Source organism: Dolichospermum sp. UHCC 0406, assembly GCF_009712025.1.
In the GTDB taxonomy this organism is placed as follows: Bacteria; Cyanobacteriota; Cyanobacteriia; order Cyanobacteriales; family Nostocaceae; genus Dolichospermum; species Dolichospermum lemmermannii.
In genome coordinates this window covers 318,378-344,663 of the sequence record NZ_VILA01000026.1, presented here as the reverse complement: position 1 = coordinate 344,663, position 26,286 = coordinate 318,378, and the positions used below count along the sequence as shown (strand labels likewise).

Sequence of the window (26,286 nt, the reverse complement as noted above, 5' to 3'; positions counted from 1 at the left end):
CTACAATAATATGATCTAAAAAGATCCTCTTAACAGCTTTTAATTACATCCAATAATTCACGAGGATGATGAATTAAGAAATCTGGGTTTTGCTTACCTAGGGCTTCGGAAGAATTAAACCCCCAACTGACTGCAACCACTTTGATATTAGCTTTTTTGGCAGATTCTACATCTCTAGTTTCATCTCCTACATAAATTACTACTTCTGGTTTGAACTGTTTTTGCCGTAACACATTATTAATAATTGTGGTTTTCCCAAAAATAGTGACTCCTGAATAAATAAAGTCAAACAAATAATCTAAATTATGGCACTTGAGAAATTGATTGACATTTTCTTGAGAGTTAGAAGTAATGATTCCCAGGTGATAACCTTGATTATGGAGTTCTATTAATGCGGCATTAATTCCCTCAATAGGTGTTAATTCTGGGATTTTATGTTTTAATTCTCCTTTGACTTTTTTAACCATAAAAGGAATTTTGAATAGGGAAACACCAGAATATTTAATAATTTCTCTGGCTGTTAAATTTCTCAGGAGAACTAGTTCTTGCGAATTAATTGGCACATATCCAAATTCCAGGGCTAAACGATTGGCAATAGTCACAAGAGCATCTACTGTATCCGCAATCGTCCCATCAAAATCAAAAATTATTACTTTCTGGGTCATTATTATGCCTGGATACGTCAAGATTAGCGCGAGCATTACGTCGTAACATTTCCGGTTTAATGCGTCGCAAGGCTGATGCGGTGAATCTTTTATCCCACTCCTCATTTGATATTTGGGCTAATTCTACCAGCTTGGGGGCTAAATTTCCAGGATAGGGTTGAAAATCAGTGACATCAGTTGCTTGAGCAAATCGTTGATTCCAAGGACAAACATCTTGACAAATATCACAACCTGCCACCCATCCTTGTAAATGATGTGTAATGTTTGCGGGTAATTCCTCAGCCCGGTTTTCAATTGTATGATAGGCAATACAGCGATTAGCATCTACTACAAATGGTTCAGTAATTGCACCTGTAGGACAAGCTTGCAAACAACGAGTACAAGTTCCGCAATGTTGGGTAGATGGGCGATCGCTTTCTAGTGCCAAATTGGTTAATATTTCTGCCAAAAACACCCAAGAGCCATATTTTCTGGTAATAACGTTCCCATTTTTAGCAATCCAACCAATGCCGGCTTTTTGCGCCCAAACTTTATCTTGGACTGGCCCTGTATCTGCATAATAACGGGCTTTGACATTTTCGCCCAGGGATTCTAGCCAAATAGCCAATTCCTTCAGCTTTTTGTGCATCACTCGATGATAATCCCGTCCCCAGGCATAACGGGAAATTTTCCCGTATTCATCCCCCTGCGGCCGTTCCTGGGGAGTATAATAATTCAATGCTACAGATATGAGCGATCGCACTTCTGGCATAACTAAACTAATATCCTCACGTTTGGGATTTTTCATCCATTCCATGTCAGCGTGATAACCCATTTTTAGCCAAGCTTGCAATTTTTCTGTCTCTGTTCTCTCTAAATTACCGACAGCAGCAATACCCACTTCGTGAAATCCCAACTCTTTGGCTTTTGCTTTCACTACTGCGCTGCTAATTGATGTATATTCATTCATTTTTTTAGGGGAAATTTAGCTCAAACTCCAGAAATTGCCAACACATTGTTTGGTAACACATTTCTCAATATGGGACAGGACAATTGGTAATTTATTTGTGGCTACACATAAAATTTTAATTGATTGGGGAACAGATATTAGTATGAACTACCGGGTCGGAACTTTTACAACCACACCACCAATTTGCTCAACTTTGTATTTAATGGTGCTGCGTAACATTCCCGAACCGATATCAAGAATTAACTTGTTGATGATCCTGATCTTGACGCTGACGGAAAAACCTGTAACCTTTAGTGCATTAGTGGTGATATAACTATAATAAATCAGGCAGAAATGCTGGATTTATTGCTAATAATGGAGGAATCAGCACTGTGTCAAACAACTCAGGGTTGTATATTTTACTCGTCAGCGTTCATGGTTTAATTCGCGGTAATAATCTAGAGTTAGGCAAAGATGCTGATACTGGTGGGCAAACCAAATACGCAGTTGAACTTGCTTGCACATTAGCTAAAAATCCCCAAGTAGCAAGAGTTGACTTAGTAACGCGGTTGGTAAATGACCCAAAAGTTAGCCCCGATTATGCTCAACCAGTAGAAGTTCTTGCAGATAAAGTCCAAATTGTTCGTATTGCCTGTGGTCCCAAACGCTACCTCCGCAAAGAAGTTCTCTGGCCACATTTAGATACCTTTGCAGATGAATTGCTCAGACATATTCGCAAAGTTGGCAAAATTCCCCATATTATTCATACACATTATGCTGATGCCGGATACGTGGGTTCTAGAGTTGCCGGTTGGCTAGGCATCCCTCTAGTCCATACAGGTCACTCTCTAGGACGCATCAAGCAACAAAGATTATTAGAACATGGTACTAAACAGAAAACTATTGAAGATAATTTTCATATTAGTACCAGAATTGAAGCTGAAGAAATTACCCTTGGTAGTGCAGCTTTAGTTATAGCCAGCACTAATCAAGAGGTTGAAGAACAATACAGCGTTTACGATCACTATCAACCAGAACGCATGGTAGTTATCCCCCCAGGTGTCACCTTAGAGCGTTTTTACCCAGCCCCGGATCATTGGCAAAATCCACCTATTCAAAAGGAATTAGAAAAGTTTCTCAAAGACCTGCAAAAGCCGATAATTATGGCGATTTCTCGCCCGGCTATCCGGAAAAATGTCAGTAGTCTCATTAAGGCTTATGGCGAAGATCCCGAATTGCGCCAATTGGCCAATCTGGTACTAATACTAGGCAAACGAGAGGATATTTTGGCGATGGAATCGGGTCCGCGTCAGGTATTTGTGGAGATATTACAATTAATAGATCGCTACGATCTTTATGGTCATATTGCTTATCCTAAACACCATAATGCTGATGATGTGCCAGATTTATACCGGCTCACGGCAAAAACCCAGGGAGTATTTATCAACCCAGCCCTGACAGAGCCATTTGGACTGACATTAATTGAGGCTAGTGCCTGTGGTGTGCCGATCATTGCTACGGCTGATGGTGGTCCGCGGGATATTCTCGCTGCTTGTCAGAATGGATTATTGATTGATCCTTTGAATATTCAAGATATCCAAAATGCTTTGCGAGCATCTCTCACCAATCCAGAACAATGGCAACAATGGTCTAAAAATGGCATGATTAATGTTTGTCAACATTTCTCTTGGGATAGTCACGTAGAGCAGTATTTAGAGCAAGTCCGTCAATTATTGCCCCAAAAACGCATTCAATCTCTGTTGAGTCCTCTGGTTAAATCTCCCGCAGATGAACATCCAGATTGGAATGTACCAGATACCAATCATTTACCAACGGCTGATCGGTTTCTAGTTTGCGAAATTGATCATACTCTATTAGGTGATGAGGAAGCTTTAGAAAAGTTAATTCAGAGAATTCGTGATCAAGGGAATACAACTGGAGTGGGTATTGCCACCGGGCGCAGTCTCAAAAGTACATTAAGTATGTTAGAGGAATGGCGTTTCCCTCTGCCAGATTTGTTGATTACATCAGCGGGAAGTGAGATCTACTACGGTCCCCAGATAGTCACAGATACAAGTTGGCAAAGGCACATTGCCTATAATTGGCGACGGTCAGAAATTCGCAAAGTCATGCAGGATATACCTGGGGTGGAATTGCAACCTCCTGATGCTCAGGGTAAGTTTAAGATTAGCTATTTTGTGGATGAGACGAAATCACCTAGTTTTCGAGAAATTACCCGCCGTCTGCGCCAACATCGCCTCCATGTCAAAGGATTTTATAGCCATAATATGTATCTAGACTTAGTACCTATTCGCGCTTCTAAAGGAGATGCTATCCGTTATGCTGCTTTAAAATGGGGTTTACCTGTTCACCGTTTCTTAGTCGCTGGGGCTTCAGGTAATGATGAATCAATGTTAGCTGGTAATACTCTGGCTGTTGTGGTGGGAAATCACAGCCAAGAAATTGAGAAGCTGCGAGGTTTGCCACAAATTTACTTTGCTGGGGGAAATTATGCTTGGGGGATTTTAGAAGCTTTAGATCATTATGACTTTTTCGGTAACTTATCACCAACACCATAACCGTCTTGGTACTTATTTCATCCATATTTATCGGCGTTTATCGGCGTTTATCAGCGTTCGATAATTCTGAAAATCTAATTAATTTGGATCCCACGGTTTTTTTGTGAAAATAAAATTTCCCGTAGCAATACAATATAAAATCTAAAATTTAAAATCGAAATAGCACCATGACAAATCTTACTCCTAATTCTAGTTTTAGTGTTACCCTGCGGTTACAGATTCCCAATCGAGTGGGGATGTTAGCATCTGTTACCCAAGCGATCGCTGCCACTGGTGGTAATCTCGGACAAATTGATTTAATTGAACAAAGCCGTCAAGAATCTACCCGTGATATTACAGTTGATGCCGCGAGTACGGAACACGCGGAAACCATTGTCCAAGCGGTAAAGGAATTACCAGATATTCAGGTAATTGATGTTTATGACCGCACCTTTAATTTACATCGCGGTGGTAAAATCAGTATTGTCAGTAGAATTCCGCTCAAAAGTGTTTCTGATTTAGCAATGGCTTACACTCCAGGAGTCGGCAGAATATGTAAAGCGATCGCCGAAAATCCCGAAGAAGTGTACAATCTAACAATCAAACAGAACACGGTGGCGATCGTCACTGATGGCAGTGCAGTCCTCGGTTTGGGCAATTTGGGACCAGCAGCCGCTTTACCAGTCATGGAAGGAAAAGCCATGCTGTTTAAGGAGTTTGCTGGACTGGATGCTTTTCCCATCTGTTTAGATACTCAAAATACAGATGAGATTGTCAAAGCAGTTAAAAATATTGCCCCCGTATTTGGTGGTGTGAATTTAGAAGATATCGCTGCACCGCGCTGTTTTGAAATTGAAAAAAGACTGCGAGCCGAATTAAATATCCCCATTTTTCACGATGACCAACATGGGACAGCCATTGTCACCTTAGCAGCATTATTTAATTCTCTCAAACTTATCCAAAAATCCATTGCAGATATCCGCATTGTGATTAATGGTGCTGGTGCGGCGGGGATTGCGATCGCTCGGTTACTCCGCAAAGCCGGTGCAGAAACCATTTTGATGTGTGATTCTCAGGGGATTATTTCCACCAATCGTCCTGATTTGACCGCTGAAAAACTGGAATTTGCTGTTAAAGCCCAAGGAACTTTAGCCGGTGCAGTCCAAGGTGCAGATGTCTTCATTGGTGTCAGCGCACCGGGAGTTTTAACACCAGAAATGGTTCAGGGAATGACGAAGGATGCAATTGTGTTTGCAATGGCTAATCCCATTCCCGAAATTCAGCCAGAATTAGTGCCTAAAAACGTCACTGTTATGGCTACGGGTCGAAGTGACTACCCCAACCAAATCAATAACGTCCTGGCGTTTCCTGGGGTGTTTCGTGGGGCTTTAGATTGTCGGGCTAGGACGATTACTACTAATATGTGTTTACAAGCTGCCAGTGCGATCGCTTCTTTAGTTAAACCTGCGGATTTGAATCGAGAGCATATTATCCCTTCTGTTTTTGATAAGCGGGTGGCTACTGCTGTGGCTGCTGCTGTCCAACAAGCCGCACGGGAAGAAGGTATTGCTCAAAATTAATTAATTTGTGGAATGGCCAGCGTTCGACGGTTCGACTCAGACTGCGACATCATCTAAGTTGAACGCTTCACCGAACGCCTGACGGTTCTAGGAATGTAATAAAACGCGCCTAACTAGGGATTGCTGAAAAAGTCTTTTCGTGAGGGCTAGGAGTCAGGAGTCACCGAGTCACCGAGTCAGGAGTCACCGAGTCAGGAGGAAGAATTAAAAGGAGAGAAGAATAGTCTCAAATTTCAGAAAGTGATAGGTTTTTAATGGTTTCAATCCTTATTCCTTGCACCTAATTCACTTTTTTAACCGGGAAACTCTTAATCTATATAGGTTTTCGGTTTATTCAGCAAGCCTTAACTATTACCTATTGCTATGGAAGCACAGTTAGTTTTGTTTTATGTGCTGACATTAGTTCAACAAACAAGAATAGGAAGACTCAGGAGTATATAACCAGCGATGATAGTTTTTCCGTTTCGCTAATTCCTTACCTTGACGGCCAAGTTTTTCCCGTAACTGTGAATCTTGGCACATCCGATTGAAAGTTTGCAAAACTTCATAACCAGAATCTTGATTTACTAATAAGCCATTTTCTTCATGATGAACCGCATCTAAAACACTACCCAAGCGGGAAGCAATGACAGGTTTACCAAAGTAACCAGCTTCTAAATAAACTACACCAAAGTTATCTGTGGTTGCATCTTCATAATTATCGGAATTCAACATCGCAAAAATATCACAGGCTGCATAATAACCAGCTAAATCGCGTTCTCGTACATAACCAGCGAAATGTACCCGTTTATCTATTCGTAACCTTTCCGCTTGAGATTTTAGCTGAGTTTCACAATTTCCTTCACCACAAATAATGCAATGAACATCCACACCAATAGTTAGTAATACGGGAATATTGTCTATTACTCGATCAAAGTTTTTATATTTAACCAAGTTACCAACAGAAAGAATTACAATTGCTGTTTCCGAAATATTGTAAGTCTGACGGATGCGGTTACGTAAATCATTAATATGACTAAGACTAGTAGGATTACCAAATCTTTCTGGCCTCACTACCGGATTAATTACATGAGTAGGTGTATCTAAACGAAAAGTATTTCTTAAAGAATTCCGAATATAAGAACTATTACAAACAATTCCATCAGCACGTGTGAGAGTTAATTTTAACAGCCATCTCCACAACGGGTTATTAACTGTACGTGATAAATCATTACCATGTAAATAGATAAAAAAGCGAATTGGTAAAATATAACTGAGTACCAACACCGCTGGGAAATCATAACCATGACACCATTCAATGTAGCGGTAATGATAGCGAAAATATAATTTAATAGCTAGTAGCAAAGAGCAAATAATATTGAAACCAGATTGACAAATATCTCCTAACCAGTTATCACACCAAGCCGGAAAATGAAACCAACGATAAACTGGAAATTGCTGAGATTTATCAAATTTTTTATCTCCATGACAACCACCAGCTAAGACAATTACCCGATCTGGATCTTGTAAACAACGATTATAGACATATTCACCAATTACAGCCTCTTCTGGGCGGAATATTCGGGAAATAACGAGAATATCTGGGTAAGCTGTTTTATCTCTAACTTGTGACCCTAGTTGTGATATATTTTCCATAATTAAGCTTGATAAATTAACTGGAATTAGGGCATTATCTTAAATTCAATAAAAGGCTTTTACTTCTGTATGGGTTTAGCACTGGTAAATTCCCACTGAATTCTGCTGTATATAGAAATAGGATTTTTAGATTCTGTTGATTCAAAAAAAATCTCATCCCTCTCTTAAATATTAAATTTGTGAGCATTCAGATTTGTCAGAATAATCACGGATTTTAGAGTTAGCTTGAGTTATTTTTCTAAGATATCACTTCTCTCTATTCTTGATTTAATAAGTATTCTGAGTTCTTCTAGAAATGATCCAACACATGGTTAACAAAACTATCAAATTATCACTTATTTTGCTGCCAATTATCGGTTAATTTTCTGGAATTTATCAGTGATAGATGAGTTATCTACATAATCAAATATAGTCATAATTTATCAGTTATCTTCCCAAGAGATTACTCAGAAACTACTCGGAAAGTTGTTAAATCTAACTATTGTTTCTAGAATACTCTAAATATGGGCTATTTTTGTGCCAAATCGCCAGAAAATATGAGTAATTTGGGAATCTGAGTCATAGCATTTATTCCCATTATTTTCACCGTTGTTACTGACATATTTTTTATCATTTGTTAAGGTATCAATTATTGCATTTACTTCATGTTAAATTTGAATACCTCTAACTGGTAATCATAGATATATAGAATCTTTCAGCTATCAGTAAAAAGTAAAACCCCCTAAGAGGATGTTTGAAAAGTGGTATTCCGTAATTTTCATCACATTGCTACCCCCCTTAGTCCCCCCTATGCTTTGGGGGGAAACAATAAAAATCCAGTTCCCTCCCCTTTACAAGGGGAGGGTTAGGGTGGGGTAAAAAATATTTGATACATCAACCATAACTTTTCAAACACCCCCTAAAATATAGGTGCTAAATATTCCAACTCTATCCGGAAAAATCTATTAGCAACAAAATTATTTATAGAAAAAATTTGGATCGGTTAAAACAATCTTGTTTAGATGATTATCAACTGTTTAGGTAGGTAACAGGGAGATAAAAAATATTCAGGGTGCGTCAGGAAAACCCAACACACCCATGACTAATTAGCAACTTCAGCCATTTCAATGACGCGCCCTTCATAATCCTTAACTAAAAAATTCAAAGGCTTTTGGTTGCGAATTTTAAACTTTAAACCCCTGACTTCTACCCGCATTAAAATTAATTCTAGACAATCATGATCAAAGCAAACATGACGATGCTGATCTTTTTTGCCTAAACTTGCACCAGTGATAATATGTAATTGAGTATTTTTCTTGAGTTGATACCACAGCCCGTCATTACCATTATTCATGGTGTTATTAGACCAACTGGGACTAGCAGACATATATAGCGGATCAATACCTGTTGCACCGATAGTTTGCTCGTAGTTGTAATAATAGTGCAAAGGGACTTCCGCCACTGGCAAATCTAGCAAACCTGCATATAACTGTCGGGCAACTTCTAAATCTGATACCATGACAGTATAAACTTTAGGTGCGCTACTCAAAAACATCCACATAGCGCCCGCGTAAGCTGCCAGCAGCATAATCATAATCCCCTGGGTGGAGAACAGGCTATCCAAGGGCAGGGAAGGCAAAAACGAGCCGAAAGTTAGTGGACTTGGCAGGAACATTAGGGAACTAGCTTCTATAACCATGAACAAACAAGATCACAATAAAGGAGACGCTTTTAGTTGTCAGTTAAGACTAACATTAAGTCCTAGTTTCTAGTTTATCAATAGTCTGGTTGTCTGACATTGACAAATTAACTGACTTGCAAATATTGTTAGCTATCACATCACCATTCCCTGGTATATTTTAACTTACCTTTGGGGGTTAAAGTCCCCTGCTTCTACAAGCAGCGGGTTTTGCGTCGGGGTAAAATCCCCGTTGCAAAACGTAATTCTAAATTCTAAATTCTAAATTCTGCATTCTTTTAACAGTTATCTAGTCCAGAGATTGTGCAAATTCCCCACTTTCCCGAAGCTAATCACCCATTAGTGAAGTCGCTATTTCACCACAGTGATCAAGAACTACTGAGTCTATTTCAGCAATATCCTGATTATGGCAAGTATTTTACGGTGATTTTCTGCCGTTATAGCCCCATAGTTTACACCTTAATTCGGCATTCAGCGCGATCGCCTGTGCGAGCTGATTATTTGTTTGCTCTGATTTGGCGCAATATATATTATGAACTAGGTGGACTGAATTTAAACCAAGCAGCGACAGAGACGGAATCCTTAACCTTACAAAATTGGTTAATTAATATCACGGCATTCCATATTAATGAGATTAAACTACCACCCACTGAAGCTATTCATTATTCTCTCAAGGATACATCACCACCGCTATGGTGCTATGTAGAACGGGCATTAGATCAACTCCCACCAAGATCACGATTAATCGTCTTAATGGCACAAACTTTCCACTGGAGTGAAACCAGAATTGCTGCATATTTGCAAGCTGAAGGAGAACAAATTTCCCCCGCTGAAGTAGCAAGTTCTCTCCAGGAAGGTTATCTGATGCTAGAAGATAAATTACCTGCTGATATTCGGGCTATTTACTTAGGCGAGGCTGGGATTTAGTCCTAACTTTAGCTATAATAATCACAATAGCTCGTCTGCTGTCCAAAACCAAAGGGAAAATGCTAGGGCTGAATTTCTCAGATAATGTTACAAAACCGTGTCGCAATTACAGAAGTAAATAAAAATCCCGCAGAAGATTTAAAATATTTAGTCGTCTCTGGGGAAATCTCTGAAAACATGGATAACTTTACCAAAGCCAAGGCTTTATATAAACAAGCTATTTCCATAGCCCAGAAATTAGAAGATAGCAAGCAACAAAGTTTATTAGTTTATAAAATTAATAGTCAAAATCCCAGATTCCCGACTTCTTGAAGAAGTCGGGGATCTAGAAGTCGGGGATCTATCTAAATTAAATTAAAAAATAGGAAATAAGTCATGATCACGAATCAAAGAGAAATATGATAGTATAACTAGGAGAGAGATAGAAATTTATAAAATAGAAATTGAAAATTCACCTAATCAGGTGATGAATTAGATAAATCAAATGATTATCATAGATTCTCAACTATAGAATATTCTTGCTAACTTCTATTCCTAACCTTTTTTGATCATGATTTTTTACATAGAAATTCCCTTTATTGGCAAAAAAGTTAAATATCCATTCCGTTGGTTAATGGGTTTAATAGCTAGTGGTGTTTTAATTGTGGGAACAACAGCCACTATTCAAACCATCCAGCAAAAAAATAAACCGCTAGATGTGACTAAATTAACTGTTCCTGTAGAGGCAAAAAGCGTAACTGTCCGCATTACTGCTAGTGGGAAAGTTCAACCAGTTCAAAGTGTAAATATTAGTCCTAAAAGTCCAGGACTTTTGGCAGATTTAAATGTGGAACAGGGAGATACTGTCAAGCAAGGACAAATAATTGCTCGCATGGATAATTCGGAAATTAAAATGCGAATTCTCCAGTACCAAGCTAATTTAGCACAAGCAAAGGCACAATTAGCAGAAAGCGAAGCCGGCAGTCGTCCCGAAGAAATTGCCCAAGCAAAAGCCCGTGTAGACCAAGCACAGGCACAATTAGCGATTATTCGAGATGGTAATCGGTTACAAGAAATTCAACAAGCACAGGCTCAAGTTGACTCGGCAAAAGCTTCTGTAGCACTTACCCAATCCAGAGTTAAACGTTATCAAGATTTAGCTAAAGATGGGGCTATTTCCCAAGATAGTTTAGAACAATATGTCAGTGAAAATAGTAAGGCCAAGGCTAATTTAGAAGAAGCACAACGCCGATTATCTTTACTGAAAGTGGGCAACCGCAACCAAGATATTCAAAAGCAAGCAGCAATTGTTAATCAGGAAAAGGAAGGATTACGAAAATTAGAAAATGGTAATCGTCCCCAAGAAATTGCTAGATTAAAAGCAGCAGTAGCTAGTGCGGAAGCTCAGTTAAAACAACAACAAGTTCAATTAGAAGATACCATTATTCGCGCTCCTTTTTCGGGAATTGTCACTCAGAGATATGCGACGGTGGGAGGTTATGTTAGTCCAGCAATTTCCGCTTCTAGTAATGCTTCTGCCACTTCAACTTCTATAGTAGCTTTGGCAAAAGGTTTAGAAGTTTTAGCAAATGTTCCTGAAGTAGATATATCCCAAATTAAACAGCAACAAAAAGTGGAAATTACCATTGATGCCTATCCTGAAGAAGTTTTTCAGGGACAGGTACGTTTGATTGCTCCCGAAGCGGTAGTTGATCAAAATGTCACATCATTTCAGGTGCGCGTGGCGATTAAAACGGGGGCTGAAAAACTGCGTTCAGGGATGAATGTCAGTGAAGTCACATTTCTTGGCAATAATATCAAAGATGCGCTGTTAATACCCCAGGAATTAATTGTTACCCAAAAGGGAAAAACTGGAGTTTGGTTATTAGGTGAAAAAAATAAACCTCAATTTCGTCTTGTGACAATTGGCGCGAATATTGATAACCAAATTCAGGTTTTAGATGGTCTTAAAGCCGGAGATCGGGTATTTATTGATCTGCCTAAAACGAAGGAAAAAGAGAAAATAGAACAGGGAAAAGAAAATAAAAAATAAGCACAAATTATGGACATTTTAGAAAGTGTAAAAATGGCAACTACTACCTTATTAGCTAATAAGTTGCGAAGTAGTTTAACTATGTTGGGAATTATTATTGGCAATGCTTCCGTTATTGCCATGATTGGCATTGGAGAAGGCGCACAAACACTGGCAACTAAGCAATTTGCATCATTAGGACCGAATACCTTATTTATTATCCCTGGGAGTCCAGGTAGTCGGGGAAGGGTGACAACAATGCCCAGAACTTTAGTTTTACAAGATGCTAAAGCGATCGCTAAACAAGTCCGTGCAGTTAAAGAAGTTGCTCCAGAAATTAATAACAGAACTACAATTACTTATAGAAATAGAAATACAACTAGTACAGTTATTGGCACTACTCCTAATTATATAACAGTTCGTAATGTGGAAATTAAAGAAGGCAGGTTTTTTAATGACTTCGATATTAAACGTAATAAGAGAGTAGCAGTATTAGCTCCAGATTTAGCCAACAAACTCTTTGATAATCAAAATCCTGTTGGTCAAAAAATCCGCATTCAAAATACTACTTTTCAGGTGATTGGCTTAACAGTAGCTAAAGGTTCTTCCTTTGGCAGTAACAGTGATGATACAGTTTTTATTCCTATCAACACTATGTTTAGTCGGTTAGTGGGGAGAACATCCCCTTTTGGTATTAATGTTTCTTTAATTTCTGTATCTGCTCAAGATGAAAATAGCATCTCAGCAGCAGAATTTCAAATGACAAATTTACTCCGTCGTCGGCACAAAATTGTCCGTGAAGATGATTTTACTATTCAAAGCCAAAAAAATATCTTGGAAATTACCAATACAATTACCAGCGGCTTGACACTAATGTTAGCTGCAGTTGCTAGTATTTCCTTATTTGTGGGTGGGATTGGGATTATGAATATTATGCTAGTTTCTGTCACCGAACGTACTCAAGAAATTGGACTGCGTAAAGCTATTGGTGCAACTCAAGAAGATATTCTTTTGCAATTCATGATTGAAGCCGTGATATTATCAGTAGCTGGTGGTGTAATCGGTATTGCTTTAGGCGGTGGTAGTATTATTTTAGTGGGTATCCTTACCCCATTACAGGCGGCAATTTCACCAAGTGCAGTTTTATTAGCTGCTAGTGTTTCTGGTGGGATTGGTTTATTTTTTGGTGTAGTTCCTGCCCGTCGTGCCGCTCAACTTGACCCAATGGTAGCACTGAGAACGGCGTAAAAAAATTTAAAATTAATGGACATTCGCTACAATTATACTTTGACATGAGGATAAATTTCCGTGGATAATACTTTTACGATAACTGATACAAGTATTCCCCAATCTGCACCGCCATCAGGAATTATTCGGCTGGAAAATATTTTCAAAGTTTATGGAATTGGAGAAATAGAAGTTAAAGCACTGAATAATGTAAATTTAGTCATAGAAGTAGGTGAATACTGTTCGATCATGGGGCCTTCTGGTTCGGGTAAATCCACAGCCATGAATATTATCGGTTGTTTGGATCGTCCCAGTGACGGAAATTATTATTTAGATAATTTGAATGTCGCCCAAATTAGTGATACTGAATTGGCGCATATTCGTAATAAAAAACTAGGTTTTGTCTTTCAACAATTCCATTTATTAAATCAATTAACGGCTCTAGAAAATGTCATGTTACCAATGGTGTATGCTGGCGTTAAACCTGGGGAAAGAAAAGATCGCGCGACATCTGCATTAATCAAAGTCGGTTTAGAAAAACGCCTCAATAACAAACCTACCCAATTATCAGGAGGACAACAACAAAGAGTAGCAATTGCCCGCGCCATTGTCAACAATCCCGTCGTTCTCCTCGCAGATGAACCCACCGGCGCACTTGATTCTCACACCACCCAGGAAGTATTAGACCTGTTTAATGAACTTAATAGCAGTGGTATCACCGTTGTTATTGTCACCCATGAATCAGAAGTTGCGCGTCAAACTAAGCGGATTGTTTGGTTTCGTGATGGTGAAGTTGTTCATTCTCATCTTACTCCCCATGAATTACATCAAGTTGTCATATCTTAGGGAATTAAAAATTAAGAATTAAAAATTAAAAATGTAATTACTTCCTATTCCCTATTCGCTGTTCCCTAATCCTAATGAATACTATACCCGAATCCATCCCCAATTGGGAAAAAGAACTAGATAACGTCATTTTTACCTTTGATGATATTCAAGCCGAACTTAACTATAAACAAGCCAAAACCGCACTCAAAAACTTAGTTAATAATCTGGATCTTTCTGCTGCGGAAAAATCAGGTTTAGAAGCAGAAATTAATGATTTAGAAATCATGCTAGATAAACTGGAAAGCATGGTAGTACAAATTGCAGCTTTTGGGATGGTAGGACGGGGTAAATCTTCCCTTCTTAATGCTTTGGTTGGTCAAGAAGTCTTTATTACTGGTCCCTTACATGGTGTTACTCGTGATGCACAAACAGTAAATTGGAGTATTAGTGAAGAAGCTTTAGGAACTTTAAAAGCCACATTACCCAGCAATGGCCAATCCCAAGTCGAATTAATTGATACTCCTGGATTAGATGAAGTAGACGGTGAAACTCGCGCAGCTTTAGCTGAACAAATTGCTAAACAAGCCGATTTAATTCTCTTTGTTATTTCTGGAGACATGACCAAGATTGAACAAATAGCTTTATCGCAATTGCGAGAAGTCGGTAAACCGATAATTTTAGTCTTTAATAAAGTTGATCAATATCCCGAAACTGACAGAATCACAATTTACGAAAAAATTCGAGATGATAGAGTGCGGGAATTACTTTCACCCGCAGAAATAGTCATGTCCGCAGCTTCACCATTGGTCAAAATTGCCGAACAAAATCCTGATGGTTCTAGGAGTGTAAAATTGCAAAAAGGTAAATCCCAAGTTGATGAATTAAAATTGAAAATATTGGAAATTCTCCACCATGAAGGGAAGGCTTTAGTGGCTTTGAATACGATGCTTTATGCTGATAATGTCAATCAGCAGTTGGTACAGCGTAAACTAATAATTAGGGAAGAAAATGCTAATCAGTTAATTTGGAAAGCAGTCATCACAAAAGCATTAGCGATCGCTCTCAATCCTGTTACAGTAGTTGATATATTAAGTGCCGTAATTATAGATATCTCCTTAATCTTAGGTTTATCCAAACTTTACGGTATCCCCATGACCGAAACCGGTGCTGTGAAATTACTCCAAAAAATCGCCCTGAGTATGGGTGGTATCGGTGCTAGTGAACTATTAGCAAATTTGGGTTTAAGTGGTTTAAAAACCCTCCTTGGTGTCTCGACAACAGCAACAGCAGGAATGACAATTGGACCCTATTTATCCATAGCCATAACTCAAGCAGGAGTAGCTGGTGTCTCTTCATACAGTATTGGCCAAGTTACCAAAGCCTATTTAGCCAATGGTGCAACCTGGGGACCAGATGGACCAAAAGCAGTAGTTAGTCAAATTTTATCAACTTTAAATGAAACTTCTATTTTAAACCGAATTAAGGATGAATTACTGATTAAAGTTAGACGCAGAAAAAAATCTGAAATCTGATTAAATTTTTAGTAACATACCATCTTCATCTATACTCTGGACTTAGGGCATAAAATCTGCATTGAGAAGCTGAATTAAAGAAAAAGATGGCTGTTCAGGGAATAAAGTTGAAGGAAGTTGATATTTATTTATTGTATCATTTCTAGCATCTGTATAACAATCTAGAAATACATCATTTAAAATACCTTTTAAACTAGGACTATCTGCTAGAGTATAGGCTATTTGTCGTCTTTGTTCAACAACAGTATTACGCCAGCCCCTAGCATTATAATCTTTTTCTTGGGTCCAATATTGTAGTTTTAATAAGTGTTCAATTAAAACAACTAGACGAGTTTTTAGTTCTTTCTTTTCACTCCTTCCCATACTATCGATTTCTTCAATTAAATTCTCAATATCTAATTGTTCTAATTTTCTTTCTCTCAAGATTGCAAGTGTAGTTTGTATCCACAGATAAAAATCTTGCTCATATAATGTTTTATTAGTATCAATGGTCAGCATAACAACTTCTCCTCACTCGATAGACTCTTGATAAGATTATACAACTAACTAATTTAACTTAGCAAGTAATTGACGAATAACATCGGCATCTTTAGCATCAGGAACTTTAATTAAATAAATTTGTAAATCTTCCATAGCTTGAGAAAACTGCCCCAGTTGATAATACAACAAACCCCTATCTCTTAATTCAAAACTTGCTTCTGGAAATAACATTAAAACTCGTTCTACTATTGCCAAACTTCTTTCTAAATCCTGCTGCTGAAGATAAATATATTTTAAATTAGTCAACATTCTAGCTAAAAATTGCCGATTACTCACAACTGCTAAAAATTCAGGTTTTAGCATTACCTCTTGTTGATAAATTTGTGAAAGCCTTTCTTGACAGTCTTGGGCAAACATCACCTCTCCACCATTAAAAGCATCCACAAAAATGCCTATATCTTCCACATCTGGACGAATCAGGAAATGTCCCGGCATTCCTACCCCTACCATGGGAAAATCAATCCGTTTTGCCACCTCTATATAAACTAATGCCAAAGTAATGGGAATTCCCATTTTCCGTTCAATGACATCATTTAAAAAACTATTGCGCGGGTCATAATAATCAATTTTATTACCATAAAAACCCAATTCTTCGTATAAATATTGATTAATACTTTGAATAATCCGCAGGGGATAGCGAGAAGAAGGCAAACGTTCCTCTAACTCCATTGCCATTGTATCAAGAGCATTTAAATATTCTTCAGGATCAATATCTGGATATTCTTCCTGGGCAATATATAAAGCTGCCTTTGCGAGATTGATATCCTCGTCAGGTTGTTGAATCTCCTGGTAAAAATACTGTCGTGCTAACGAGAAATTCATAAGCAATAAGGATGAAGCGACTGGAGGGAAAGTACAGAGTTTTTTGTACCTGCTCTTATTTTAGAGTATTCAGGCGTTTTATGGAACATGGTCTGGATCTATTCTCTCTTTCCCAATTCCTCGTTTCTCGTTTTCTCGTTCCCAGTCTCCAGACTGGGAATGTTATCTTTCTCGTTCCCAGTCTCCAGACTGGGAATGTTATCTTTCTCGTTTCTCGTTCCCAGTCTCCAGACTGGGAATGTTATCTTTCTCGTTCCCAGTCTCCAGACTGGGAATGTTATCTTTCTCGTTCCCAGTCTCCAGACTGGGAATGTTATCTTAGAGGTTCTACCTCCAATAAAAAACAATAAAAAAAAGAATTATGATAGTATGATTAAAACAGATTGATAATTATGGCATTTTTATTCAAATTCTCAAAACATGAAATTACCTGACTTAGATGCTGAAAGCATAGATCGTATTATCGAAATGGCTTGGGAAGATCGGACACCATTTGATGTGATAGAAAAACAATTTGGACTCTTAGAAAAACAGGTAATTGCTCTCATGAGAAGAGAAATGAAATTATCTAGTTTCCGAATGTGGAGAGAAAGAGTTACCAAACGCCAAACTAAACATTTAGAAAAGAGAGAATTTATTGCCGGTAGATTTAAATCCCAAAATCAGAAAACATAAATTCACATAAAATTGAAAATTATCTATGATGGGAATTTGGATATTAGGACATCAACTGTCGCTACGACAAGCTACCTGACAAAGCTTTCATCATCACCTGCAAACGTTTGTAAGCAGGATTGAGTTCTAGATAGCGTTTTTGCATCCGATACCAGAAATTTCCAACTGCTTTTAAAAAATCAAGGATCTGGTCTTAATAATGAATTTAAGGCGAAGGTGGAGTCGTTAAGTGCTAACCTAAAAGATGATATCGCTTGATCTGGGGTCTTAAACGACCCACTTGTGAAAACTAGCTTCAATCATTTAGGCGCAGCATGGTCACCACCGCAGAAAAAACAAACATAGGTTACATTACCCAAGTAATTGGTCCGGTTGTAGACGTTAAGTTCCCCGGCGGTAAATTACCCCAAATCTACAACGCTTTAACCATCACAGGCACAAATGAAGCTGGACAAAACATCAGCTTAACCGTTGAAGTACAGCAACTTCTAGGCGACAACCAAGTACGGGCGGTGGCTATGAGTACCACCGACGGTTTAGTTCGTGGGTTAGAAGTAGTTGATACTGGCGCTCCGATTACAGTACCCGTTGGTAAAGCCACCTTGGGACGGATTTTCAATGTTTTAGGCGAACCTGTAGATCAGCAAGGTCCCGTAAACGCCGAAGCATATCTACCTATTCACCGTGACGCTCCTAAATTCACAGATTTAGAAACCAAACCTTCTGTGTTTGAAACTGGGATTAAAGTTGTTGACTTGCTCACTCCCTACAAACGCGGTGGTAAAATCGGTCTGTTCGGCGGGGCTGGTGTTGGTAAAACCGTGATCATGATGGAATTGATCAACAACATCGCTACCCAACACGGTGGTGTGTCTGTATTTGCGGGTGTGGGTGAACGCACACGGGAAGGAAATGACCTCTACAACGAAATGATGGAATCTGGAGTTATCAATAAAGATAACCTCAACGAATCCAAAATTGCTCTAGTTTATGGTCAAATGAACGAGCCACCCGGAGCAAGAATGCGGGTTGGTTTGTCTGGTTTGACAATGGCTGAGTACTTCCGTGATGTCAACAAGCAAGACGTATTGCTATTTGTTGATAACATCTTCCGGTTCGTACAAGCTGGTTCTGAAGTATCCGCGCTATTGGGTCGGATGCCTTCTGCGGTAGGATATCAGCCTACTCTGGGTACTGACGTGGGTGCTTTGCAAGAACGGATTACTTCCACCACCGAAGGTTCTATTACTTCTATTCAAGCTGTATATGTACCTGCCGATGACTTGACCGACCCCGCACCTGCAACCACATTTGCTCACTTAGACGGTACAACAGTATTGTCTCGTGGTTTGGCTTCTAAAGGTATCTATCCTGCGGTTGATCCTTTGGGTTCTACTTCCACCATGTTGCAACCCAACATTGTTGGTAGTGATCACTACGATACTGCACGGGCTGTACAATCCACCCTGCAACGTTACAAAGAACTTCAAGACATCATCGCCATTTTGGGTTTAGATGAATTGTCTGAAGAAGATCGTTTGATTGTGGCACGGGCGCGGAAAGTTGAGCGGTTCTTGTCTCAGCCTTTCTTCGTAGCTGAAGTATTTACTGGTTCTCCTGGTAAGTATGTGAAGTTGGAAGACACCATTAAAGGATTCCAACAAATTCTTTCTGGTGAATTAGATGCTTTACCTGAGCAAGCTTTCTACTTGGTAGGCGATATCACTGAAGCTAAAGCTAAAGCTGAAAAGCTGAAAGGCTAATGGGTAATGGGTAATGGGTAATGGGTGATGGGTAAGAAATTTCTCCCAATTACCAATTACCAATTACCAATCACCAATCACCAATCACCAATTAAGAATTATGACTCTGACCGTTCGTGTAATTTCTCCAGACAAAACCGTTTGGGATGCTGAAGCTGATGAAGTAGTTTTACCTAGCACTACTGGTCAATTAGGTATCTTGAGTGGACACGCTCCAATGTTGACAGCTTTGGATATAGGTGTCATGCGTGTTCGTGCTTCTAAAAATGCCCCTTGGCAAGCGATCGCTCTTTTAGGTGGTTTTGCTGAAGTTGATGAAAATGAAGTCACAATTTTAGTCAACGGTGCTGAACGTGGAGATAAAATTCAACTTGAAGAAGCCCGTACTGCTTTTAATGCAGCACAGACTAGCCTAAATCAAGTCAAACCAGAAGATCGTCAAGCACAAATCCAGGCAACAAAAGCATTTAAACGCGCTCGCGCTCGTTTTCAAGCTGCCGGCGGTTCGGTATAAATCGTATACTGCATCAAAAACTAATGAGGGTGGGCAAATTGCCTACCCTTATTTTATTGGTATTTTAAATAGCTTTATCTTTTAGCTCCCCTACTTCTTAAAGAAGTCGGGGAGCTGGGATTTGTGGTATTTATTCTTCTATAATTTTTATCTCTTCTGCGGTTAATTCGTAAAGTTGATAAACTAACTGATCTATTTCTGTTTCTAATGCGGTTGTATCTGCTTTTGAATCTGATTTTTTAGCGGTGAGAATTTGATTAACTATTTTTTCTAATAACAATTCTTCAGTTTCCGTAGGTTCTTTAATGGGTAACATTTCAATTTTATACTTTTTCCATCTATTTGTACCCATTCCTGTGGTAGTTGAAATCTGGTTAAAATACCATTCTGATAGTTTTGAATTTAAAATTGCTAACAAATATTTAAGTTTTTCACCAGTCATTAAAAAAGCAGTAGCTTCAACATAATAATTAGAATCATCAAACGCAAATTTAGGTTGATCAGAAATTTCACCCCAAACAATTTTAGGTTTTTCAAAATCATCTAAATAAGCACAGTTTCTTAAATTTGTCCAATCTTTACCCTGATCTTGTCTTTGTTCAATTTGAGGAAGAAAAGAAATTAAATAATTATAAATAGATGGATAATTTTCTTTAACTTTTATTCTCTCGATGTTATTTTTTGCCACTCCATTATGTGTATTAATTAGATAAAATCCAGAAAATTCATAACTATATTTTTTTAAGTCTCTACCTCTTAAAATTGGCTGAATTATTTCAGCAGAATTAGAACTTTCAGCAATTAATTGATTTTTAGTTTCCTCATTGATAATAAAAGCTGCATTTAGTCCAGTAAGTAAACCTCTATTAATATTAATATCAAATTCTTTTAAAAGCTTAGAAGATTGCTCTATTTTTTGTTTCAAACTTACAGTTTCTTTATTACCTATAATCCATTCTGATGTATTAGGTATTATAAATTGAAAACAATTTTTATCGAAATACTCATCTAATGAAGAACCGACAAGATAATTATTATTGAGACTAGCAACATCAAAAAATTCATTAACTTTATCTTTTTTCAAGATGATAATATTTGATTCTACAGTAGCTTCCTCAAAAATTTGCATATCTTCAATATTTAATAAAGTCTGAGGTTGCAGATTTTCAATTAAATATTTTTTCAGCGAATCACCATAAATAGTTTTTAACCAAGAATTGGAAGTAATGTAAGTTAAAAATCCTGATTTTCTTAACAAACAACTTCCTTTTTCGTAAAATAAGCAATAAATATCTGAACCCTTTGTATAAGTTTGATAATTATTTTCAAAATAAGCAGTTTGAGATTTTTCTTTAATTTTAGATAGTGAAATATAAGGAGGATTACCAATCATTACATCAAAACCGATAAAATCACCTTCATCATTCAAAACTTCAGGAAATTCAAACCGCCATTCAAAAGCATTTTGATACAATTTACCACTTTTTTTCTCTTCAATTTCAGCATTAAGTTCATTAATTTGCTGTTCTAACTCTTCCTGCTTTTTTTGACGACTTTTTGCTTCTGCTTTACCTTCTGCAAATAATGACTTTTGATCTCGTAAATGACGAAGTTCTGCAATTTTTTGATTTCGCTTTTCTATATTCGGATCATTGCTACTAATTTCTGTACGTATATTACCCTTAATATCATTAATTAACCTCTCCATTTCCTGTTTTTGATCTTTGTTATCAGGGTGGAGATAGGTTTTTATAGCATTTCGATAACTTTCGATATTCCAATCACTTTTTTTCAAAATTGTCCGTAAATTCCAATTTAAAGGAAAACGACTGATTAAAGAATTTCCAATTTTAATATTAATATCAATATTTGGTAAAGTTTCCAATTCTCCTATATTCCCCTCTCCTGGTAGGGGTGAGACTTTATAATAAGCATTCTTTAAAAGCTCAATCCACAAACGTAACCGACAAATTTTTACTGAATTGGGATTTATATCTACACCAAATAAACAATTTTCAATAATTGTCTGTTTTTCATGAAAAATTGTTTCTTGTATGCGTCTACTTTCTGAGTTGTTAGGATTATATGTGAAAAATTGTCCGTCATCATCTGTAATAATTAACTCATCATTTTCAATTTTTATATCATAATCTCTTAAAGTTTTTCCCTGTCTATCAAGTAAAACTTTCAAATCACTTTTAATAGTAATAATTTCATTTAAAGCTGAAACTAAAAAATGTCCAGAACCTACTGCTGGATCACAAATTTTTAAACTATTAATAATCTGATTAGCTTCTTTTTTATCTGTAATTCTATCATATAATTCGTCAATATTTTCACAGTTCCAACCTTTAATTTCTTTGAACTTCTGTAAAACTGCTCTGCGAATAGTTTCCCGACACATATACATAGTAATAAAACCAGGAGTAAAGAAAGAACCATCTTTATAACCGTTAATTTTCTCAAAAATCAAACCTAAAACAGAAGCATTAATTAAAGTTTTATTTTCTTCTTGGATTTCTTCTGCACCTTCACTGCTAAAATCGTAAGCATCAAGAAATGCAAAAATATATTCTAGTGCTTTTAATTTTCCTGTCCGTATATTACCATTATCTTTAAGAACTGTTTTATTGAAAATAGAAAGTTTTTCATCATTGATTAAATTACTAATAACTATGGTTTTATGTTCAATTTCTGATACTTCAAATAAAGAACTATTCAAATAAGGAATATTAGCAACAATATTTTTTATATGTTCGTCTCTTTCATCTGGTTTATGAGATAAAACACCAAAAAATAACCGATTGAGATTACCAAAATCTTGAATTTTTGCTGTATTGAGAAATGCAAAAGATTTATTACCTTGACGATAGTTAATTAGTTGGGATTCTAAAAGTTTCAAAAAGAGAATGCGATTAATCCAAGTAATAACTAATTCTAAACTAACATTAAAAAGTTTCTCTTCGGTATTTTCTCCAAATTGTTCGGAATTTGATAATCTATCAATCTTGTGTAATTCTTGCAACCGAGTGATAGTATTTTCAATTAATGAACCCTGTTCCCTTTCATTAATTGGTTTACGCTGAATTAATTTTTTACTACCTTCTTTAATTTCCGTTAAACCCAGAATGTGTAGTAATTCACTATAAAAGTTTCTATTTAAACTATTGCTATCATTAATAGTAGGTAACTTTAATAAATGTTGTGGTGAAAACAGCTTAAATAAAGGAATCAGTTTTTGATCATTTTCAGGATTTTGATTAATTAAATACTGTTGATAATCTTTAATATCAAAATGTGTAAAAATTAGTTCATTTTGAATTTTATCTATTGCAGGTTGAGCAATTTCTTTATAAAAAAAGTCTGTGCGAGAATTAGATAGACGTTTTTCTTCAAAATCAGTAAATTGCTTGACTAATTGTTTATTCTGAACAAACAAATTCTCAAAAAGTGTTGCATCAAAAATGAACCATTCATAAATATTAGTAGCAATTAAATATTTAATTTCTGAATTTTTATTTGTAATCCGTTCTCGTAAAAAGTATAAAACTAATTGTTGTAATGCTTTAGTATTTAAATTATCAACCTTGAGCATTTCATTATTATTTACCTTTTTAGCTTCTAAAATCACACCAACATTGCTTTTAGTATCTTTGCCATTATAAATCACCAAGTCATTACTTGCTTTAATATTTATCAAATAATCAGCACCGTAATAGGTATTTTTCAAAAAATCAGTCAGAATATTCTTATGAAATTCCTCTCTTTCGTTTTCATCAATTTGATTAAGTAGTGTAATCAGATTCCTTTTAAATATCTCAAACTCATTTCTAATTGGTTTAATTCTCAGAAATGCTTTGCTTAATGCTTGTCTAGGTTTAATTTTATTGTTAATCATCAAAAATTATAATTTTATTGTTAATATTCGGCATCCCATTGTAGCATCGAATTAAAATTAAGAAATATATTGTAATATTTGTTAACAAAATTTAAACTTTAAAAAAATCGGAAGTCTGGTAAAAAATTACATTAAGTTTCAGAAAAATCATTCCATCCTGATGAAGTGATACCTTAGATGATTAATCGCCCAAAGAGGCAGATATATGAAAAGCTTTCCATTTTCTCTTGATAAAAGTAAGCAAAATAAATTTGTCAGCTTGGCTACATCTGCAATTGCAGCCTTAGCCTTAGCCGGTGGTGTTAATGCTGTTAATGCCACTCCCATAAAAACACTGACAGCCAAAGAATTAACTTCTGTCTCAATCCCCTCTACCCAAACCCAACAATCAGTTACTCAGTCTGTAACTGGCCAAATCCCCTATCAAGCCATGGGGATTGAACCTTTAATCATTATTCCTGTGATCATTATTGGTGGTTGTTTCTTCTTTGGTGGACTGGTAGTTATCGGTGAACGGGAAGTTGGTATTGTTGTCAAAAAATTCACCCTTTCCGGTAAAGGACTACCTCCTGGTAGATTAATCGCTTTGAATGGTGAAGCGGGCTTACAAGCGGACACCCTCGCCCCTGGTTGGCACTGGGGTTATTGGCCTTGGCAATATGCAGTTAAAAAAGAATCAGTAATTGTTGTCCCCCAAGGTCAAATCGCTCTGATTGTCGCCGCAGATGGCGCTTCTAACCCTCCAGAACGGATTTTGGGCAAAATTGTCGAATGTGATAATTTCCAAGATGCTCGCAAATTCTTGACCAAAGGTGGGGAGAAAGGACGGCAAATTGCTTTTATCACCGCAGGTAGTTACCGCATCAATACAGCGCTGTTTAAAGTGATTACAGCCGGAAATGCCAGTCTAGAGGGTATGCGTCCAGAACAGTTACAAATCTATGAAATAGCCGCAGAAAAAGTTGGGATTGTGACTACTTTGGATGGTTCACCAATTGCTGCCGGTGAAATTGCTGGGCGTGCTATTACTGGACATAATAATTTTCAGAATGGTCAAAAGTTTATTGACGCTGGGGGACAACGGGGTTTACAAGAACAGGTATTATTGTCGGGTTCGTGGAATCTGAATCCTTGGTTGGTCAATATTGAACAAGTACCAATGACGGAAATTCCTATCGGTTATGTAGGTGTGGTGATTTCTTTTGTCGGTGAAGAACAGGAAGATGTGAGCGGGGCATCTTTCACTCACGGAAATTTGGTCAATCAAGGACATAAGGGTGTTTGGGTTGAGCCTTTATATCCTGGGAAGCACCCGCTCAACACTAAAGTGATGAAAGTTGAACTAGTGCCGACAACGAATATTGTCTTAAACTTTACTGATAGAATTAGTGGTCAGCATGGGTATGATACAAATCTAAAGGCACTGAAACTTCTGTCATTTGATGGTTTTAGCTTTGATTTGGAGATATTCCAAATTATCCACATTGGTGCGTCAGATGCTCCGAAAGTGATTTCCCGCTTGGGTTCGATGCAAAATGTCATTGATCAGGTTTTGCGTCCCATTGTGGGGAATTATTTCCGCAACTCGGCTCAAGAATATACTATCCTGGATTTCTTGATTGCCAGAAGCGAGCGCCAAGTAGAAGCCTCTGAATACGTTAAATCTGCCTTACGTGCTTATGATGTGCAAGCAGTGGATTCGTTGATTGGTTTGATTACCCCACCGAATGAATTAATGCACACGCTGACAGACCGGAAAATTGCTGAGGAACAACGCAAAACTTACGAAGTTCAGCAAATGGCACAAACCCAACGGCAAATGTTGGTCAGGGAAACAGCGATCGCAGATATTCAGCAAGATTTGGTAAAATCGGAACAAGGTGTGACAATTGCCGAGTTGCAAGCTAACGCCCAAATTCAGCAAGCAACAGGTGAAGCTGAAGCTATTAAACTCAAAGCCATAGCTGGAGCAGAAGGTATCCGAGCCACAGGTAACGCCAAAGCAGAAACCTACCGGACAGGTGTACAAGCAGTGGGTTTACAAGGTTACACAGCTATGCAGTTGATGGAAATTGTCGGTGATCATCATGTCCGCATTATTCCCGATATCATTGTTGGTGGTAATAATGGTAGTAATAATGGTTTAGCAGATGGTTTGTTGTCTATGATTCTTTGGAATCAAACTAATAGCAAAACCCATCCAGAATCGAAAATCCCTACACCTCCACCTCTTCCTAATCCCATAGTTCCTAAAGCTGAATCAACTAATCAAAATAGTTAAGCTTTGGCGACTAGAAGTCGCGGCTACACAAATAAAGTCCGCCGGCGCGGACTAAATAAAAATCAAAGGTTTGAAACCCACCTGCGTGGGTTTTTCCTGTGTAGACGCGGTTTCTAACCGCCGATTTAATAGTTAGTGAAATTCGACAAGCAACAAATTTATTGGTGCGTATATTATCCAAGCGATTTGGAAAATTGAGCAATAACCATATTGAAAATATCAGC

21 protein-coding genes are annotated in these 26,286 nt (G+C 37.5%); 14 read left to right on the top strand and 7 right to left on the bottom strand.

Features of this window, described 5'->3' with window-relative positions:
- Positions 1-29: 29 nt before the first annotated feature.
- Positions 30-665: an HAD-IA family hydrolase gene (locus FJR09_RS21835; protein ID WP_148765575.1), complete on the bottom strand. Its 636-nt coding sequence runs from the start codon at positions 663-665 to the stop codon at positions 30-32.
- Positions 640-1,614, bottom strand: a complete 975-nt coding sequence (queG, locus tag FJR09_RS21830; protein WP_168652907.1) for a tRNA epoxyqueuosine(34) reductase QueG — start codon at positions 1,612-1,614, stop codon at positions 640-642. The genes FJR09_RS21835 and queG overlap by 26 nt, the downstream gene beginning before the upstream one ends.
- A gap of 97 nt (positions 1,615-1,711) precedes the next feature.
- Between queG and FJR09_RS21825 the strand changes: the two genes are divergently transcribed.
- The 3 genes from FJR09_RS21825 (at position 1,712) to FJR09_RS21815 (ending at position 5,731) form a co-directional block, all read left to right on the top strand.
- A complete protein-coding gene (locus FJR09_RS21825; protein ID WP_168652908.1) occupies positions 1,712-1,927 on the top strand; it encodes a hypothetical protein in 216 nt (71 codons plus the stop codon).
- 58 nt (positions 1,928-1,985) lie between these two features.
- Entirely contained in the window at positions 1,986-4,172 is a 2,187-nt protein-coding gene (locus tag FJR09_RS21820) for an HAD-IIB family hydrolase (RefSeq protein ID WP_168652909.1), read from the top strand.
- A gap of 167 nt (positions 4,173-4,339) precedes the next feature.
- Entirely contained in the window at positions 4,340-5,731 is a 1,392-nt protein-coding gene (locus FJR09_RS21815; protein ID WP_168632882.1) for a malic enzyme-like NAD(P)-binding protein, read from the top strand.
- A gap of 399 nt (positions 5,732-6,130) precedes the next feature.
- On the opposite strand, the gene FJR09_RS21810 is transcribed toward FJR09_RS21815, so the two are convergent.
- A complete protein-coding gene (locus FJR09_RS21810; RefSeq protein ID WP_148765567.1) occupies positions 6,131-7,366 on the bottom strand; it encodes a glycosyltransferase family 4 protein in 1,236 nt (411 codons plus the stop codon).
- A 1,081-nt stretch (positions 7,367-8,447) separates the two neighbouring features.
- Positions 8,448-9,044 carry a glyoxalase-like domain protein gene (locus FJR09_RS21805; RefSeq protein WP_148765565.1) on the bottom strand — a complete coding sequence of 199 codons (597 nt, stop codon included), beginning with the start codon at positions 9,042-9,044 and terminating at the stop codon, positions 8,448-8,450.
- A gap of 303 nt (positions 9,045-9,347) precedes the next feature.
- On the opposite strand from FJR09_RS21805, the gene FJR09_RS21800 reads away from it, so the two are divergent.
- From FJR09_RS21800 to FJR09_RS21775, 6 genes are all read left to right on the top strand, one after another.
- Positions 9,348-9,971 carry a sigma factor-like helix-turn-helix DNA-binding protein gene (locus tag FJR09_RS21800; protein WP_015080735.1) on the top strand — a complete coding sequence of 208 codons (624 nt, stop codon included), beginning with the start codon at positions 9,348-9,350 and terminating at the stop codon, positions 9,969-9,971.
- 84 nt (positions 9,972-10,055) lie between these two features.
- Positions 10,056-10,283, top strand: a complete 228-nt coding sequence (locus FJR09_RS21795) for a hypothetical protein (protein WP_168653270.1) — start codon at positions 10,056-10,058, stop codon at positions 10,281-10,283.
- A 238-nt stretch (positions 10,284-10,521) separates the two neighbouring features.
- Entirely contained in the window at positions 10,522-12,003 is a 1,482-nt protein-coding gene (locus FJR09_RS21790; RefSeq protein WP_015080733.1) for an efflux RND transporter periplasmic adaptor subunit, read from the top strand.
- A 9-nt stretch (positions 12,004-12,012) separates the two neighbouring features.
- Positions 12,013-13,230, top strand: coding sequence for an ABC transporter permease (locus FJR09_RS21785; RefSeq protein WP_015080732.1), 1,218 nt, complete (start codon positions 12,013-12,015; stop codon positions 13,228-13,230).
- A gap of 60 nt (positions 13,231-13,290) precedes the next feature.
- A complete protein-coding gene (locus FJR09_RS21780; RefSeq protein ID WP_015080731.1) occupies positions 13,291-14,055 on the top strand; it encodes an ABC transporter ATP-binding protein in 765 nt (254 codons plus the stop codon).
- Positions 14,056-14,129: 74 nt separating this feature from the next.
- Positions 14,130-15,569, top strand: a complete 1,440-nt coding sequence (locus FJR09_RS21775; protein ID WP_041458071.1) for a GTP-binding protein — start codon at positions 14,130-14,132, stop codon at positions 15,567-15,569.
- Positions 15,570-15,611: 42 nt separating this feature from the next.
- Here the strand turns inward: FJR09_RS21775 and FJR09_RS21770 are convergent, their stop codons facing one another.
- Both FJR09_RS21770 and FJR09_RS21765 read right to left on the bottom strand, forming a co-directional pair.
- A complete protein-coding gene (locus tag FJR09_RS21770) occupies positions 15,612-16,067 on the bottom strand; it encodes a DUF29 domain-containing protein (protein WP_015080729.1) in 456 nt (151 codons plus the stop codon).
- Between the two features lie 48 nt (positions 16,068-16,115).
- Complete coding sequence (locus FJR09_RS21765) at positions 16,116-16,931, bottom strand: SirB1 family protein (RefSeq protein ID WP_168653269.1); 816 nt, start codon at positions 16,929-16,931, stop codon at positions 16,116-16,118.
- Positions 16,932-17,011: 80 nt separating this feature from the next.
- Between FJR09_RS21765 and FJR09_RS21760 the strand changes: the two genes are divergently transcribed.
- From FJR09_RS21760 to atpC, 4 genes are all read left to right on the top strand, one after another.
- Positions 17,012-17,281 carry a hypothetical protein gene (locus FJR09_RS21760; RefSeq protein ID WP_168654183.1) on the top strand — a complete coding sequence of 90 codons (270 nt, stop codon included), beginning with the start codon at positions 17,012-17,014 and terminating at the stop codon, positions 17,279-17,281.
- A 70-nt stretch (positions 17,282-17,351) separates the two neighbouring features.
- The gene (locus FJR09_RS21755) at positions 17,352-17,606 is read left to right on the top strand and encodes a TIGR03643 family protein (RefSeq protein WP_015080726.1); all 255 of its coding nucleotides are present in this window, start codon (positions 17,352-17,354) and stop codon (positions 17,604-17,606) included.
- Between the two features lie 314 nt (positions 17,607-17,920).
- The gene (gene atpD, locus FJR09_RS21750) at positions 17,921-19,369 is read left to right on the top strand and encodes a F0F1 ATP synthase subunit beta (RefSeq protein ID WP_015080725.1); all 1,449 of its coding nucleotides are present in this window, start codon (positions 17,921-17,923) and stop codon (positions 19,367-19,369) included.
- Positions 19,370-19,469: 100 nt separating this feature from the next.
- Positions 19,470-19,883, top strand: a complete 414-nt coding sequence (atpC, locus tag FJR09_RS21745; RefSeq protein ID WP_168632891.1) for an ATP synthase F1 subunit epsilon — start codon at positions 19,470-19,472, stop codon at positions 19,881-19,883.
- 130 nt (positions 19,884-20,013) lie between these two features.
- Here the strand turns inward: atpC and FJR09_RS21740 are convergent, their stop codons facing one another.
- A complete protein-coding gene (locus FJR09_RS21740; RefSeq protein WP_168653268.1) occupies positions 20,014-23,781 on the bottom strand; it encodes an Eco57I restriction-modification methylase domain-containing protein in 3,768 nt (1,255 codons plus the stop codon).
- 205 nt (positions 23,782-23,986) lie between these two features.
- Here FJR09_RS21740 and FJR09_RS21735 point away from each other — a divergent pair, with 205 nt between their 5' ends.
- A complete protein-coding gene (locus tag FJR09_RS21735) occupies positions 23,987-26,062 on the top strand; it encodes an SPFH domain-containing protein (protein ID WP_168652150.1) in 2,076 nt (691 codons plus the stop codon).
- Positions 26,063-26,286: the final 224 nt, after the last annotated feature.

What these genes read in the sequence shown, in the direction of transcription:
- FJR09_RS21760 (WP_168654183.1), top strand. Translation starts at nt 17,012, where the DNA reads ATGGAACATGGTCTGGATCTATTCTCTCTTTCCCAATTCCTCGTTTCT.
- FJR09_RS21815 (WP_168632882.1), top strand. Translation starts at nt 4,340, where the DNA reads ATGACAAATCTTACTCCTAATTCTAGTTTTAGTGTTACCCTGCGGTTA.
- FJR09_RS21755 (WP_015080726.1), top strand. Translation starts at nt 17,352, where the DNA reads ATGAAATTACCTGACTTAGATGCTGAAAGCATAGATCGTATTATCGAA.
- FJR09_RS21785 (WP_015080732.1), top strand. Translation starts at nt 12,013, where the DNA reads ATGGACATTTTAGAAAGTGTAAAAATGGCAACTACTACCTTATTAGCT.
- atpD (WP_015080725.1), top strand. Translation starts at nt 17,921, where the DNA reads ATGGTCACCACCGCAGAAAAAACAAACATAGGTTACATTACCCAAGTA.
- FJR09_RS21735 (WP_168652150.1), top strand. Translation starts at nt 23,987, where the DNA reads ATGAAAAGCTTTCCATTTTCTCTTGATAAAAGTAAGCAAAATAAATTT.
- queG (WP_168652907.1), bottom strand. Translation starts at nt 1,614, where the DNA reads ATGAATGAATATACATCAATTAGCAGCGCAGTAGTGAAAGCAAAAGCC.
- FJR09_RS21765 (WP_168653269.1), bottom strand. Translation starts at nt 16,931, where the DNA reads ATGAATTTCTCGTTAGCACGACAGTATTTTTACCAGGAGATTCAACAA.
- FJR09_RS21810 (WP_148765567.1), bottom strand. Translation starts at nt 7,366, where the DNA reads ATGGAAAATATATCACAACTAGGGTCACAAGTTAGAGATAAAACAGCT.
- atpC (WP_168632891.1), top strand. Translation starts at nt 19,470, where the DNA reads ATGACTCTGACCGTTCGTGTAATTTCTCCAGACAAAACCGTTTGGGAT.
- FJR09_RS21790 (WP_015080733.1), top strand. Translation starts at nt 10,522, where the DNA reads ATGATTTTTTACATAGAAATTCCCTTTATTGGCAAAAAAGTTAAATAT.
- FJR09_RS21740 (WP_168653268.1), bottom strand. Translation starts at nt 23,781, where the DNA reads ATGATTAACAATAAAATTAAACCTAGACAAGCATTAAGCAAAGCATTT.
- FJR09_RS21770 (WP_015080729.1), bottom strand. Translation starts at nt 16,067, where the DNA reads ATGCTGACCATTGATACTAATAAAACATTATATGAGCAAGATTTTTAT.
- FJR09_RS21805 (WP_148765565.1), bottom strand. Translation starts at nt 9,044, where the DNA reads ATGGTTATAGAAGCTAGTTCCCTAATGTTCCTGCCAAGTCCACTAACT.
- FJR09_RS21835 (WP_148765575.1), bottom strand. Translation starts at nt 665, where the DNA reads ATGACCCAGAAAGTAATAATTTTTGATTTTGATGGGACGATTGCGGAT.
- FJR09_RS21795 (WP_168653270.1), top strand. Translation starts at nt 10,056, where the DNA reads ATGTTACAAAACCGTGTCGCAATTACAGAAGTAAATAAAAATCCCGCA.
- FJR09_RS21775 (WP_041458071.1), top strand. Translation starts at nt 14,130, where the DNA reads ATGAATACTATACCCGAATCCATCCCCAATTGGGAAAAAGAACTAGAT.